11 protein-coding genes and 2 pseudogenes are annotated in these 12,311 nt (G+C 69.4%); 1 reads left to right on the top strand and 12 read right to left on the bottom strand.

Going from position 1 to position 12,311, the window contains the following annotated elements; translation table 11 throughout:
• Positions 1-13 precede the first annotated feature (13 nt).
• The 8 genes and pseudogenes from G6N49_RS08775 to G6N49_RS08810 form a co-directional block, all read right to left on the bottom strand.
• Positions 14-532: pseudogene (locus tag G6N49_RS08775) on the bottom strand (DUF72 domain-containing protein); the annotation flags it as partial.
• A 29-nt stretch (positions 533-561) separates the two neighbouring features.
• Positions 562-1,790, bottom strand: a protein-coding gene (locus tag G6N49_RS08780; RefSeq protein ID WP_085975380.1) for an IS3 family transposase whose coding sequence is annotated in 2 segments (ribosomal slippage) — positions 562-1,478 and positions 1,478-1,790 — 1,230 coding nt in all. Because the reading frame shifts where the segments join, the coding sequence is not laid out codon by codon here.
• Between the two features lie 71 nt (positions 1,791-1,861).
• Positions 1,862-2,089: pseudogene (locus G6N49_RS08785) on the bottom strand (DUF72 domain-containing protein); the annotation flags it as partial.
• On the bottom strand, positions 2,086-2,718 hold the full coding sequence (locus G6N49_RS08790) for an HhH-GDP family DNA glycosylase (protein WP_011855796.1): 633 nt from the start codon (positions 2,716-2,718) through the stop codon (positions 2,086-2,088). The pseudogene G6N49_RS08785 and the gene G6N49_RS08790, both read right to left, overlap by 4 nt.
• A 37-nt stretch (positions 2,719-2,755) precedes the next feature.
• Positions 2,756-3,088 (bottom strand): TfoX/Sxy family protein, encoded by a 333-nt coding sequence (locus G6N49_RS08795; RefSeq protein ID WP_011855795.1) that lies wholly within the window; start codon positions 3,086-3,088, stop codon positions 2,756-2,758.
• A gap of 71 nt (positions 3,089-3,159) precedes the next feature.
• Positions 3,160-5,511 carry an endopeptidase La gene (lon, locus tag G6N49_RS08800; RefSeq protein ID WP_011855794.1) on the bottom strand — a complete coding sequence of 784 codons (2,352 nt, stop codon included), beginning with the start codon at positions 5,509-5,511 and terminating at the stop codon, positions 3,160-3,162.
• Between the two features lie 65 nt (positions 5,512-5,576).
• Complete coding sequence (locus G6N49_RS08805) at positions 5,577-6,053, bottom strand: hypothetical protein (RefSeq protein WP_064872711.1); 477 nt, start codon at positions 6,051-6,053, stop codon at positions 5,577-5,579.
• 107 nt (positions 6,054-6,160) lie between these two features.
• The gene (locus G6N49_RS08810; RefSeq protein WP_011855793.1) at positions 6,161-7,165 is read right to left on the bottom strand and encodes an esterase family protein; all 1,005 of its coding nucleotides are present in this window, start codon (positions 7,163-7,165) and stop codon (positions 6,161-6,163) included.
• Positions 7,166-7,364: 199 nt separating this feature from the next.
• On the opposite strand from G6N49_RS08810, the gene G6N49_RS08815 reads away from it, so the two are divergent.
• Positions 7,365-7,793: a DUF1810 domain-containing protein gene (locus G6N49_RS08815; protein ID WP_041925307.1), complete on the top strand. Its 429-nt coding sequence runs from the start codon at positions 7,365-7,367 to the stop codon at positions 7,791-7,793.
• A 4-nt stretch (positions 7,794-7,797) separates the two neighbouring features.
• Here G6N49_RS08815 and G6N49_RS08820 read toward each other — a convergent pair whose 3' ends face one another.
• Genes G6N49_RS08820 through G6N49_RS08835 form a run of 4 tightly spaced genes read right to left on the bottom strand, consistent with a single transcriptional unit; the run spans position 7,798 to position 12,294 of the window.
• Entirely contained in the window at positions 7,798-9,099 is a 1,302-nt protein-coding gene (locus G6N49_RS08820; RefSeq protein WP_083045274.1) for an alpha-amylase family glycosyl hydrolase, read from the bottom strand.
• Positions 9,096-9,575, bottom strand: a complete 480-nt coding sequence (locus G6N49_RS08825; RefSeq protein ID WP_011560163.1) for a nucleoside deaminase — start codon at positions 9,573-9,575, stop codon at positions 9,096-9,098. Before G6N49_RS08825 ends, G6N49_RS08820 begins: the two co-directional genes overlap by 4 nt.
• 30 nt (positions 9,576-9,605) lie before the next feature.
• Complete coding sequence (locus G6N49_RS08830; protein ID WP_011560162.1) at positions 9,606-11,297, bottom strand: tetratricopeptide repeat protein; 1,692 nt, start codon at positions 11,295-11,297, stop codon at positions 9,606-9,608.
• Positions 11,275-12,294: an ABC-2 transporter permease gene (locus G6N49_RS08835; RefSeq protein ID WP_011855790.1), complete on the bottom strand. Its 1,020-nt coding sequence runs from the start codon at positions 12,292-12,294 to the stop codon at positions 11,275-11,277. The genes G6N49_RS08830 and G6N49_RS08835 overlap by 23 nt, the downstream gene beginning before the upstream one ends.
• Positions 12,295-12,311 lie beyond the last annotated feature (17 nt).

Genomic DNA, 12,311 nt, shown 5'->3' on the forward strand with positions numbered 1-12,311 from the left:
CGCGCCGGCCGGGTCAGCCCACGCGGGCGGCGAGCAGGTGACGCAGTGTGCGCGCGTTGCGCACCGCATGCCCGCCGAGGTCGTTGTTGAAGTACACCAGCACCCGACGCCCCTCGGCATCCCACCCGGCGATCCGGTCGGCCCACCGGCTCAGGGCGTCGTCGGGATAGGAACCGGCGTAGAGCGACTCCTGGCTCGGACCATGCATCCGCAGGTAGACCAGATCGCTGGTGGTCCGCGGTACGCACCGCAGCCCGGCACCACTCATGACCACGTAGGCGGCGCGGTGGTCTTCGAGCAGGCGGTACACCGCAGGGTCGTCCCACGACGGGTGCCGCAGCTCCACGGCGACGGGGATCCAGTCCGGCATCACCGACAGGAAGTGCGCCAAGAGGGCGTCGTCGCGCTCGATGGCCGGATGCAGCTGCACCAACAGGGCTTCGCGGCGGTCACCGAGCGCGGTCCAGCACCGTTCGAAGCGGTCCACCCACGGCTCGGGATTCGTCAGCCTGCGGAAGTGGGTGGGGCCTTGCCCCCATGTAGTGGACACGGGATTTGTGGTTATGCGGCTTCGGGCAGCGTAGCCGGTGTCAGGTTCCTTTCGTAGGTCGCGGGGCTGGAATGACGGCAGTAGGAGTGCCGTCGTGTGGTGTTGTAGCGGGCCAGCCACCGAAAGACCTCACGGCGGCAGATCGCCGCGTCCGGCCAGCAGGCACGGTCTTGCAGAATCTCGCGCTTGAGGGCGGCGTTGAACGATTCGGCCAACGCGTTATCGGCACTTGACCCCACCGCACCCATCGACTGGACGACCCCCAGATCGCGGCAGAGATTCGCGAAATCCCGTGAGGTGTACTGACTTCCATGATCTGCATGGAATATTGCACCAGCCAGTGAACCCCGCAGTGCAGCAGCGGCTTTGAGCGCATCGATGACCAGTTCGGTGCGCATGTGATCGGCGATCGCCCACCCGGCGACCCGCCGTGAACAGCAGTCGATCACGGTGGCCAGGTACAGGTTGGCGCCGGTCGCCAATGGCAAGTAGGTGATGTCGCCGACGTAACGGGTGTTGACCTGCGCGGCGGTGAAATCGCGTTTGAGCAGGTCGGGGACCTTCTGGTTCGCCGGGTCCGCCACGGTCGTCTTGACCCGACGTCGGCGTCGATAACCGGCGATCCCGGCGCCGCGCATCACCCGAGCCACCCGCTTGTGGTTGACCCGCTGCCCCTCGGGCGCACCGTCGTTGAGCTCGGCGGTGATCCGCGGCGCCCCGTAGGTGTTGTCCTCGTCGTGGACGGCGCGGATACGCTCGGCCAGCGCCTCGTCAGCAGCCCGACGGGCCGCTCGTCCGTCAGCACCGGCCAACCACGCGTAGAACGACGAACGCGCAACCTCGACGACTGCGCAGAGCCACTTCACCTCGAAGGCGTGCAGGTGGTCGGCGACAAACTGAAAGCGGCTCACCAGTTCGTCTCCCCGGCGAAATATTTGGCCGCCGACCGCAAGATGTCACGCTCGGTGGACAACCGCGCCTCGGTGGCGCGTAACGCCTTGACCTCACTGCGGAGGCGGGCCAGCTCCTGCTCAGGGCTCTCGGCCCCTGGCACAGGCTCGGCCACTACGACACCGCGGCGGTGCCGAATCGGCACCCCGGCCGACTTGCACCACGCCGAGAGCGTGGCCTCGCTGACACCGAGCTCGGCAGCGATCTGGGCGATCGTCGCGCCCTCGGTGTCCCGGTAGAGCGCGACCGCGTCACGCTTGAACTCATCGGGGTAATTTTTCCTTGCCATCGGGTTGGATCATCTCGCTTCCCCCAGCACATTCCTGGGATTGAGCGTGTCCAACACACGGGGTCAAGTCCCGTGAGCCCGCGGTGCGCCTTGACCGACATGGTGAACCCCTCGGGCAGCCGCTGCCGCCAGCCTTCGAAGGTCGCGCCACGCGGCCAGCGGTAGAAGCTGGCGTTGAGCTCGACGGTGTCGAACTCCGCGACGTAGAGGCCGAGGCGTTTGGCCACCGGTGTGCGCTGCGGGTAGAGCACGTCGGTCCAGTGGTCGTAGGACCACCCGGAGGTGCCGATGCGGATCATTCGCCTCGCACCCGCTCGAACAGATCGTCGTCGAGCGCCACGCGCACCAACGCCGCCGCGAGCGCGGCCGTGCCGTCGGGGGCCAGCCGCTGCAGCTTCACCGGATCGTCCGGCAGGCCGAGGCGCGCGGCCGTGGCGGTGGCGCGTTCGTCGAAGTAGGGCCGCAGCCACGTCCAGGTGTCCTGCACCTCCCGGAGGAAGATGTCCGAGCCGGTGTCACCGATTCCCTTGAACTGTTTGAGTTTTCGGCGTGCGGCAGCGACGTCTTGGGCTTCGGCCAGCCGGCGCAGGTCCCCGCCGTAGTCGTTGTTCACGGCGTGGGCCATTTCGACCAGCCGGGTGGCCGAGCTCTCGTCGTACCGGGCGTAGCCGGCCCGGCCGAACGCGTCGATCATGGTCTTGCGGTTGGCGTCGAGGACTGCCTGCGGGGTGCGCAGGCCCTCCGCGAACAGCTCACGGGCAGCGCGCATGGCGACGGTCGCGTCGATCGGCTTGCTGGCCAGCATGCACAGCACCAGCAACTGGAACAGCGGCATCGGTTTGTCCGCGAGCCGGATGCCCGCCTCTTCCGCGTAGGTCTGGCCTGCCTGGTCGTGCAGGCGCGAAACGATGTCCCGCGATGCGCCCATGGCGGATTCGTACCCGCGCGCGGCGCCGGCGAACCGGCTACTTGGGCGGCAGCGCCTTGGCGTAGTCGACACCGCGGCGCACCCAGGACCGCAGTTGCCGCATCGTCCGCACACCGTCGTCGTCGACCCGCAGCCAGCCCTTGATCTCGCGGCCGGACATGATCATCGGCGCGACGTGCTCTCGCTGGAGCAGTTCCTCGGTCTGGTCGGGCGGCACGCGGACCATCAGGCCGCCGTGCCCGCTGGCGGCCACCGCCATGTTCCCGTCGAGCAGGAACGCGAGGCCGCCGAACATGCGTTTCTCGGTGACTCCGCGCTCGGCGGAGACGATTTCGCGGATCCGGTCGGCGAGGTCGGCGTCGTAGGCCACGTCGTGACGGTAGCGCGCAGAATGCACTCAGGGTCGTGACCCGCACGGAATCACGACCCTGAGTGCACTGTTCACGCGGCGCGCGTGACGGCCGGCGTCGACTCTTGCGCCGCCGGTTCGAGCGCCTGCGCGACGATGTCGGCGACATCGGTCATCGGACGAACCTCGAGCTCCGCCAGGACTTCGGCGGGCACGTCATCCAGATCCGGCTCGTTGCGCTGTGGGATGAACACCGTCGACAACCCGGCACGCTGCGCGGCCAGCAGCTTCTGCTTGACCCCGCCGATCGGCAGGACGCGGCCGTTGAGCGTCACCTCGCCGGTCATCCCGACGTCGGAGCGCACCTGCCGTCCCGTCGCCATGGACACCAGCGCGGTGACCATCGTGACGCCGGCCGACGGACCGTCCTTCGGCACGGCACCCGCGGGGACGTGCACGTGGATGCGGCGGTCCAGCGCCTTCGGGTCGACGCCGAGTTCGGCGGCGTGGGCGCGCACGTAGGACAGCGCGATCTGCGCGGACTCCTTCATCACGTCACCCAGCTGACCCGTAAGCTGCAGGCCCGGTTCGCCATCGGTGGCACCGGCTTCGATGTAGAGCACGTCACCGCCCAGTCCGGTCACCGCCAGACCGGTCGCCACGCCCGGCACCGCGGTGCGCTCGGCCGACTCCGGCATGAAGCGCGGACGGCCCAGGTACTCCACGAGATCGGGCTCGTCGATCGTGATCGGCTCGTCGCTGGTGGCCAACTTCGTGGTCGCCTTGCGCATCGCCTTGGCCAGCAGCCGCTCGAACTGGCGCACACCCGGTTCGCGGGTATAGTCCGCGGCGATCTTGCGCAGCGCCGCATCGGTCACGTCGACTTCATCCGTGGTCAGGGCCGCGCGCTCGCGCTGCCGCGGCAGCAGGAAGTCGCGGGCGATGGCCACCTTGTCGTCGGAGGTGTAACCGTCGATCTGCACCAGTTCCATCCGGTCCAGCAGGGCCTGCGGGATGTTCTCGATCACGTTGGCCGTGGCCAGGAACACCACATCGGACAGGTCGAGATCGAGGTCGAGGTAGTGGTCGCGGAACGTGTGGTTCTGCGCCGGGTCGAGCACCTCGAGCAGTGCCGCGGCCGGATCGCCACGGTAGTCGCTGCCGACCTTGTCGATCTCGTCGAGCAGCACGACGGGGTTCATCGAACCCGCCTCTGCGATGGCGCGCACGATGCGGCCCGGCAGGGCGCCGACGTAGGTCCGCCGGTGTCCGCGGATCTCCGCCTCGTCGCGCACACCGCCCAGGGCGACACGCACGAACTCGCGGCCCAGGGCCCGCGCCACGGATTCACCGAGCGAGGTCTTGCCGACGCCGGGCGGCCCGGCCAGCACCATCACCGCACCGGATCCGCGGCCGCCGACGACCTGCAGCCCGCGCTGGGCGCGGCGCGCCCGTACGGCCAGGTATTCGACGATGCGGTCCTTGACGTCCTCGAGACCGTGATGATCGGCGTCGAGGATCTCCCGCGCCGCCGTCAGATCGGTCGAGTCCTCGGTCCGCACGTTCCACGGCAGGTCCAGCACGGTGTCGAGCCAGGTGCGGATCCAGCCGCCCTCCGGGCTCTGGTCGCTGGCGCGTTCCAGCTTGCCGGCTTCGCGCAGCGCCGCCTCGCGCACCTTCTCGGGCAGGTCGGCGGCCTCGATGCGGGACCGGTAGTCGTCGGAGCCCTCTTCGCCATCGGGCCCGAGTTCGCCGAGTTCCTTGCGGATCGCGGCGAGTTGCTGGCGCAGCAGGAACTCCTTCTGCTGCTTCTCCATACCGGACCGCACGTCCTCGGCGATCTTGTCGGTGACCTCGACCTCGGCCAGGTGGTCGCCCGTCCAGTCGATGAGCGCGCGCAGCCGCTCTTCGACGTCAGGCGTCTCGAGCAGCTGGCGCTTCTGCACCGGCGTCAGGTACGACGCGTACCCGGCGGTGTCCGCCAGCGCCGACGGATCGGTCAGCTGGTTGACGAAGTCGATGATCTGCCAGGCCTCGCGGCGTTGCAGCATCGCCAGCAGGAGCTTCTTGTAGTCCGCGGCGAGGGCGCGGGTCTGGTCGGTGATCTCGGGTTCGGGCACCTCGTCGACCGAGACCCACATCGCCGTGCCGGGGCCGTCGACGCCGGCGCCGATGTGGGCCCGCCTGGTTCCGCGGACGACCGCCGCGGCGCCGCTGGGGATGCGGCCGATCTGCACGATCGTCGCCAGGACACCGTAGGTGGGGTAGCGGTCGTCCAGTCGGGGGGCGATGAGCAGTTCACCGGACTCACCGGGGGCGGCAGCGACCTTCGCTGCTTCCACGGCGGCGCGGGCGGCGTCGTCCAGTTCGATCGGCACGACCATGCCGGGCAGCACGATCGTCTCGTTCGAGAACAACACCGGCACAGATGTGGCTTGAGCCATGTGATCCTCCAAAGTTCAGTCAGATCGACTCAACCTTGGCCGCGGGTGGTTTGTTCCCCGAGGTGTCACCGCTCGCCGGTCATCCGGGACGGCTCGGGACCGCGTGGGCGGTCCAGCCAACGCGCCAATCGGGGTTCGAAGATCGCGAGCAGCACCGCGACGGCGAACCACAGCACCGACAGCGCCACCGTCGTGTTCCAGGCGTCGAACGAGTAACCGTCGTCGTCCTCGCTGTGGAAGAACGGGCCGATGACGCCGAACTGGATGGCCGGGGCCACCGCGATGCAGAACGCGAGCCCGGTGGTGGCGCCGAACGCACCGCGCAGGAGCAGCGCCCGCGGGGTGCGGACGGTCGGTGCGGGGCGGTGGTGGGCGAGCAGGATGATCAGCAGCAGCAGGCCGATCACCACGGCGAGGACGTCCCAGTCGTCGCCGGCGAAGATGAAGGCGACCGCGCCGCCCACGGTGGCCAGGGCCAGCGCGCCGGGGTCCACTCGTTGCTGCAGTTCGATGTGTGTCACGGCATCGCCGTCGTCGGCCATTGCGCCACTCTAAGGTCGCCTCCGGTCACCCCGGGCGGAGTTTGCCGCAAACGGCAGGGAGCCTGCCGCCTGGGGGGTGGCGGCAGGCTCCCTGGTTGTGGGTGGATCTAGATGGCGCCCTGGGCGCCGAGCACCCGCTGGATGTCCGGCTTCATCTGCTGCAGCTGCTGACCCCAGTAGCCCCAGGCATGTGTGCCGTTCGACGGGAAGTTGAAGACCCCGTTGGTTCCGCCCGCGGCGATGTAGTTGTCGCGGAAGGTGACGTTGGTGCGCAACGTGAAGCCCTCGAGGAACTGGGCCGCCATGAGGTTGCCACCGGAGGTGCCGGCGTCGAGTTCCGACGGTGTGCCGGTACCGCAGTAGATCCACACCCGGGTGTTGTTGGCGACCAGCTGGTTGATGTTGACCATCGGGTCGTTACGCCGCCACGCCGGATCGCTGGCCGGGCCCCACATGCTCTCGGCGTTGTACTTGCCGGAGTCCTGCATCGCCAGCCCGATCAGCATCGGCCACCAGCCCTCGGAGGGGTTGAGGAAGCCCGACAACGACGCCGCGTAGACGAACTTCTGCGGGTAGTAGATCGAGTAGGTGAGCGCGGTGCTGCCCGCCATCGAGATACCCACGACCGCATTGCCGTTGGGCGACACGCCGCGGTTGGCCTCGAGCCACGCGGGCAGCTCCTGGGTCAGGAACGTCTCCCACTTGTAGGTGTAGTCCTGACCGTTGCCGCGCGACGGCTGGTACCAGTCGGTGTAGAAGCTGGACTGGCCGCCGACGGGCATGACCACCGACAGGCCCGACTGGTGGTACCACTCGAACGCCGGGGTGTTGATGTCCCAGCCGTTGTAGTCGTCCTGCGCCCGCAACCCGTCGAGCAGGTAGACCGCGTGCGGTCCGCCGCCCTGGAACTGGATGCGGATGTTGCGGTTCATGGACTGGGAGAACACGTCGAGGTACTCGACCGGCAGACCCGGCCTCGAGAAGGCACCTGCGGTCGCCGAACCCCCAGCGAAGCCGATCAGACCCGGAAGCGTGATCGCGGCGACCGCAACCACCGCCATCCGCCTCCATGTCCGCCTCGCTGTATCACGGAACTTTCCGACGAATTTCATAACGGCAACCCACCCACCTTTCTTCGCATGCCACAAGCAGTGCCGTCGCTTATCGAGACTCATGAAACACGCGCCCCATCCGTCACAGCCGCACCAACACGGTGGCGCGTGATCGCGGTTGGCTAACGATTGCGACTCGGCCCGTTACGAAGTCGCGCGCGGCGTGCGCATGACACGGGCAGGGGGCGGGTACCACCAGGTGGTGAGCACGTCCGACCCCTTCGACCTGCAGCGCTTCGTCGATGCCCAGGATCCCGTGTACGACACCGTGATCGCGGAACTGCGCGCGGGACGCAAACGCACGCACTGGATCTGGTTCATCTTCCCGCAGCTGCGCGGGCTGGGACGCAGCCCGACCGCACAGCACTACGGCATCGCCTCACACGAGGAGGCCGTCGCCTATCTGGCACACGACGTGCTGGGGCCGCGGCTGCGGGAGTGCACCCGCCTGGTGCTCGCCATCGAGGGCCGGTCCATCGGTGAGGCGTTCGGCTCACCCGACGATCTGAAGCTGCGCTCGTCGATGACGCTGTTCGCCCGGTGCGCCGACGACAACGCCGATTTCCTCGCGGTCCTCGACAAGTTCTACGGCGGGGAACCGGACCCCGCGACCGTCTCGCGGCTGTGACCGCTCAAGCGGGTGCGACGACCACCCATCCGTGCGGCGGCACGGTCAGCCGGTCGAGTTCCTCCGCGGGTGGCGCCCCGGATCCGGCCACCACCCGGCCACGGCGCAGCGCGGTGTCGCCGAGCGAGATCGTCAGCGGTGTGTCGTCGACGTTGAGTGCCACCACGAGCGCATCGTCACCGTGGCGGGTCTCGTAGACGTACTGCCGGTTCGTCAGCTGCACCGCCGAGGTCGTCGCCCAGTGCAGCCACGGATGACGGCGGCGCAGTCCGATCAGGTACTTGTGCAGCCGGAAGATATCGCTGTCTTCGGTTGGCGGCGAATCGAATTCAGGTCGCACCGCGTCGTCACCGCCGGCCCGGTCCTCCTTGACGCCGCGGTATCCGAGCTCGTCACCGGCGTAGACGCTCGGCACCCCGCCGATCGTGAACAGCAGCACCAGCGCGTGTTCGAGGTGGCGGGGATCGTCCATCCGGCTCGCGATGCGGGTGACGTCGTGGTTGCCGACGAACGTCAGCGGCACGAACGTGGCGACGAACTCGTCGTGCCGGGTCAAGGCGTGGTCGAGTTCGTGGAAGTTGCCGTCGTTGAGGCTGCTCCACACCGCCTTCCACAGCTCGTACTGGGTGACCGAGTCGAAACCGGCCGCCACCCGGCCCGCGTAGTCACCGTGGATCACCTCGCCGACGAACCACGCGTCGGGATGCGCCTCGCGCACCCGCGGCAGCACCTGGGACCAGAACCCGTCCGGGACGGCGTATGCGGCGTCGAGCCGCCAGCCGTCGGCCCCACGGGCGAGCCAGTGCGACATCACCTCGACGGTGTAGTCGACGACGGCGGGTTCGCGGTGGTTGAGCGCGATCAGCTCGCCGTGGCCCTCGAACGTGTCGAAGCCGTTGCGCCGGCGCCGAAACCAGGCCGACGAGGGATGCTCGGGTCCGCCGTCGAGTGCTTCGCGGTAGCGGGGGAAGTCGGTGCCGACGTGGTTGAACACGCCGTCGAGCAGAACCCGCAGACCGCGCCGGTGCGCCTGGTCGACCAGTTCGTCGAAGTCGCCGTCGTCACCGAGCCGCGGATCCATCGCGTAGTGGTCGGTGGTGTCGTATCCGTGTGTGCGCGAGGCGAATACGGGTCCCAGCGCCAGACCGGACGCGCCGAGCGCAATGGCGTGGTCGAGCCAGTCCACGATGCGCCGCAACCGGTGCTCGTCGGGTGTGGGTGGGGGATCGGCGGGGAAGGCGCCGACGAACCCCAGCGGGTAGATCTGCCACCAGATGACGTGTGCCACCCACGCGGGTTCTGTCATGAGCCGAACTTCTCCCGATAGAGCGCCTGCATGGCGTCGGCCAGTTCCGGCGCCGGTCCGTCCACCGGCACGCCGGGTGCGACGGTGTTGACGGGCAGGGTCGCCACCGGCGGGGCCGGGGCGCCCCATTCGGCCAGCCATCGGCTCAGCTGCGCCGACGAGGTGGCGTAGACGATGCGGCCCAGGCCGACCCAGGCGTGGGCGGCGGCGCACATCGGGCAGTGCTCACCCGAGGTGTACACGGTCGCGGCGGCGCGCTCGGAGGGGTCGAGGTGCTCCGCCGCCCACCTGGCGATGGCGAACTCGGGGTGACGGGTGTGGTCGCCGCCGCTGACGCGGTTGTGGTCGGCGAAGCGGACCTGGCCTGCGCTGTCGACGAGGAGGGAGCCGAACGGTTCGTCACCGGCGTCGAGCGCCTCGCGGGCGAGGTCCACACAGCGGCGGAGGTGTTCGAGATCCGAGTCGCTGATCGCCACGTGCCGGAGTCTACGCAGCGGCGCCGGCCGTCAGTCGGAACAGCAGTCGTCGGCGACGTCGAGACGGCAGGCGCACGATGCCGTGATCGGCACGTCGGCCCGCGCCCGCGCCAGCTTGAGCTGCTGACCGACGATGGCGGCCTCCGCGGTCCGGCCGAGGCGCTGCAGGCATTCGTGATAGCCGTGCAGACTCCACACGTTGCCCGGATGCTGCGACGAACGGGCCAGTTGCGGGTCGAGGCCGAGGTCGGCGGCGTACACGGCGGCGGCATCCTCGACGCGGCCCTGTTCGAGCAGCAGCGCCCCGTAGGCGTGGCGGGTCGGTTGCATCCAGCCCCACGGTTCGTCGTACGGCAGGGAGTCGTCCCGCTCGATCGCGCGCCGCAGGTGTTCGAAGGCCTCCTCGAATCGACCTGCCCGGTAGGCGATCTCACCGTCCAGCATCGCTTCGGCGACCGCGAGGATGTCGCGGCTGGTGTTGTTGAACAGGTAGCGGGACTCGGGGATGCGGACGTAGGCGGAGGCGAAGCCGTCGCGTTCGGCCCGGGCCTGGTCGAGGTTTCCCTTGGCGGCGTGCGCGACCCCACGGCCGTAGTGGATGGTCGCGGTCGTGGTGCAGTGGAGCACCTGATCGTCGGGCAGGGGTTCGGCGATGAGGTCGTCCCAGCGGCCGAACCGCACCAGCACGTGCACCCGCAGTGGGACGAACGCCTCGAGCCAGTCGGCCATCGGGGGTGATTCGATGGCGAGCAGTTCCGGCGTCAGTTGGCCTGCGAGTTCGTCGGCCGCGCGCAGGGCGACCTCCGACGACCCTTCGAACATCGCCGAATACACCACGAAGTGCAGATCGTGCGCACGGTAGAGGGAGTAGAAGTTCAGCGGTCCGGCCCGCTCCACGAACCGCCGGTCCGCTTCGACCGCAGCGAGATTGGCGGTCACCGACGCCCGGTACTGCCCGCAGAGGACGTCGATGTGGCTGGGCATGTGCTGCAGGTGTCCGGCGTCGGGCACCAGCCCGCGCAGCAGGTCGGCCGCGGGCAGCGCATCCTCGGGGGCCGCCGACATCTCCATGGTGTGCAGGTACAGGTGCAGCACGCCCGGGTGCCGGCGTCCGGCGTCGGTGGCCAGCGCCGCGTCGAGGATGCCCTTGGCCTCCACCACCCGCGACCCCGGCGCCGGCTCGCCCGTCCTGGTGTCCCACAGCGCCCAGGCCGTGATGTTGACCAGCGCATCGGCGGCCAGCGCCTGCACGTCGACGTCGTCGGGGTAGGCCGCGGCGAGTTCCACCATCGCGTCGGCGTAGACCCGGTGCCCGTCCTGCAGCGCCTCGGGCGCCCCGGGGTCGTCGACCGGGAAGCGGGCCTGCAGCGCCTCGATCAGGCCGCGTTCGACGGCCGACGCGCGACCGTTCAGCGCGAGCCGCAGCTCCATCCGGGCCCGCGCCAGCGATGCGCCCAGGTCGACCGGATCGAATGCCTCCCACGGCTTGTTGTAGTTCGGGCCGACGGAGTAGGCGATGCCCCAGCGCGCGACGGCCAGGTCCGGGTCGAGTTCCAGCGCCCGCTCGAAACAGCGGATCGCCTCCTCGTGGTTGAACGCATAGGCCCAGATCAGGCCGCGGTCGAACCAGGTCTGCGCTTGCGGTGACGGCGTTTCGACCGCGCGGTGGTAGGACCCCAGGTCGTAGTACGGTTCGACGTCACGACCGAGCGAAACCGTCATGGCGAGAACGATATGCCCGTGAGGCGACGGTGGCGAGCGTGGCGAGCACCGCACCCGCCGCGGCCCACACCGCGAGTGTCACCACGGCGGTCGTCGCCCCGTTGCCGTCGAAGTACTGCAGGCTGCGCAGCAGATCCACCCCCGAACCCTGGGGAACGATGTGGGTGAACGTGCGGTAGAAGCCGGACAGCAGCGGCCGGCCCACCGGACCGGCGGCCGCGGCGTTGCCGACGATCACCAGGAACAGCGTCAGTGCGAGCGACGCCACGGTCCCCAACGCCGCCGCCACACCGGTGATCGCTCCACCGACCGCCATCGCGTACAGCCACAGCGCACCGAGCAGCTGCCAGGTGTGGCCGGTGAGCGCACCGATTCCGCCGTCGACGTAGGCGGTCACCCCGGCCGCCAGCAGGGCCGAGTAACCCGCCAGGCTCAGGGTGCGCAGGCCCAGGGTGCGTGGAGTGCGCACGGGGCCCATGAGCCGGCTCAGGATCGTGGCGCCGACCGAGGCGCCGATGGACAGGAAGATCACCGCGTAGAACTCGACGGTGCCCGACGGGTCGGCCGCTGACGTGGGCGCGACGTCTTCGACCACCGGTGTCAGCCCGGCTTCGGTGGCGATGGCGCGGCCGACGGATTCGGCGGCGGACACCACACTGCGCCCGCCCCCGCCTGCCACGAAGATCGTGAGGTCACGGTTGGCGCCGACTGCGAACCCGGCGTCGGCGCGGCGTTGGTAGACCAGATCGCGCGCGGCCGAGGCATCGGGAGCCTCGGTGACCGCGAGCGCATCCTGCCCGCGGATCGCGTCGAGTACCTGCGGGGGAGCGGCGACCGCGACGTCGAGGTGGCGCAGCGTCGGGTTGGCGAAGGCGCCGGAGTAGCTGGCGATCATCGCGACGACGAAGAGCGCGAGCGCCGCCATCGCGGCGGCGGTGGCGGCCAAACGGGTGCGCATGCCGGATTCCCGGCGAGGTGCGGCGGCGTGTTTTGCCATGGTGGAGAGGACCTTTC

Origin of the sequence: Mycolicibacterium monacense, from assembly GCF_010731575.1 — a bacterium.
GTDB lineage: Bacteria > Actinomycetota > Actinomycetes > Mycobacteriales > Mycobacteriaceae > Mycobacterium > Mycobacterium monacense.

Bases quoted from the DNA above. Each gene is read 5' to 3' on its own strand.
- G6N49_RS08830 (WP_011560162.1), bottom strand. From the start codon at position 11,297: ATGACGGTTTCGCTCGGTCGTGACGTCGAACCGTACTACGACCTGGGG.
- G6N49_RS08810 (WP_011855793.1), bottom strand. From the start codon at position 7,165: ATGAAATTCGTCGGAAAGTTCCGTGATACAGCGAGGCGGACATGGAGG.
- G6N49_RS08835 (WP_011855790.1), bottom strand. From the start codon at position 12,294: ATGGCAAAACACGCCGCCGCACCTCGCCGGGAATCCGGCATGCGCACC.
- G6N49_RS08805 (WP_064872711.1), bottom strand. From the start codon at position 6,053: ATGGCCGACGACGGCGATGCCGTGACACACATCGAACTGCAGCAACGA.
- G6N49_RS08820 (WP_083045274.1), bottom strand. From the start codon at position 9,099: ATGACAGAACCCGCGTGGGTGGCACACGTCATCTGGTGGCAGATCTAC.
- lon (WP_011855794.1), bottom strand. From the start codon at position 5,511: ATGGCTCAAGCCACATCTGTGCCGGTGTTGTTCTCGAACGAGACGATC.
- G6N49_RS08790 (WP_011855796.1), bottom strand. From the start codon at position 2,718: ATGGGCGCATCGCGGGACATCGTTTCGCGCCTGCACGACCAGGCAGGC.